Below are 1,072 nucleotides of genomic sequence, written 5' to 3' on the forward strand. Positions count from 1 at the left end.
GTGCTGGCGGGCGGCGCGGGGGGACCGGCGGGGGTGGCGCGCTGCGCGATGAACGCGCCCGCCAGCACCACGGCTCCGCCGAACATCTGGACCGCCGACAGCCGCTCCTCCAGCAGCACCCAGGCCAGCACGGTGGCCACCACCGCTTCCAGGCAGGCCACCACCCCCGCCACCTGCGGCGAGAGCCTGCGCACCGATATCACCCCGGTCAGATAGGCGGCCACGGTGGCAACCAGCACGATCCAGCCCAGCAGTACGGCCGCGGGCACCTGGACGCCGCCGAGACCGGCCGGCCCGGTCCGGCCGCCCAGCACCGACCACTCCATCTCCCAGGGCCGGGCGACGGCGGTGAGCACCAGCGCGCCGATGAGCAGCCCGTAGGCGATGACGCCCAGCGGATCGGGGGCCGCGCCCTTGCCGGACTCCTGGTCGGAGTCGCCGGTCCCGTGGTCGGACAGGACGAAGTAGCCGACCTGGCAGCAGGCGGCGCCCAGCGCCAGCAGCAGCCCCCAGACGTCGAAGCCGAGGCCGGCCCAGATCTCCACCACGCACGCCAGACCGCCGACCGCCAGCACCACCCCGGCCCCCGCCGCCCGGCTCACCGGGCGGCGCTGGACGAAGCGCACCCAGCCCAGCACCAGCGCGGGCGCGAGGTACTCCACCAGCAGGGCGACTCCGACCGGGATGCGGGAGATCGCCGCGAAGTAGCACGCCTGCACGCCCGCGACGGCCAGCAGCCCGAACCCGGCCAGCAGTGCCGGACGCCGCAGCAGCAGGCCGCGGTGGCGCCAGGCCAGCGGCAGCAGCACGACGGCGGCGCCCGCGACCCTGAGCCAGGTGACGTGCAGTGGGTCGAGCCCGGCGTTGATCAGCGGCTTCGCCGCCGGACCGGAGCCGCCGAAGGCGACGGCGGAGACGAGGGCGAGGGTGAGGCCGGCCCTCGCCCTCGAAGGGGCGGCCGGGGATGTCGGGGCATGCACCGGCCCATCATGGCAGCACCCGACAGGAGTGTCAGCGGCTGTGTCCCTGACACAGCCGCGGGGGGCGGGTCTCGGCGCCCCGCGCCCCCGTC

1 protein-coding gene is annotated in these 1,072 nt (G+C 76.0%); it reads right to left on the reverse strand.

The window, feature by feature from the left end; genetic code table 11:
- Window positions 1–980: DMT family transporter (locus tag L7D48_RS29000; RefSeq protein ID WP_237884105.1), on the reverse strand; the 980-nt coding region annotated here is incomplete at its 3' end.
- Window positions 981–1,072: the final 92 nt, after the last annotated feature.

It is taken from the genome of Streptomyces sp. ICN903 (assembly GCF_022015835.1).
In the GTDB taxonomy this organism is placed as follows: Bacteria; Actinomycetota; Actinomycetes; order Streptomycetales; family Streptomycetaceae; genus Streptomyces; species Streptomyces fenghuangensis.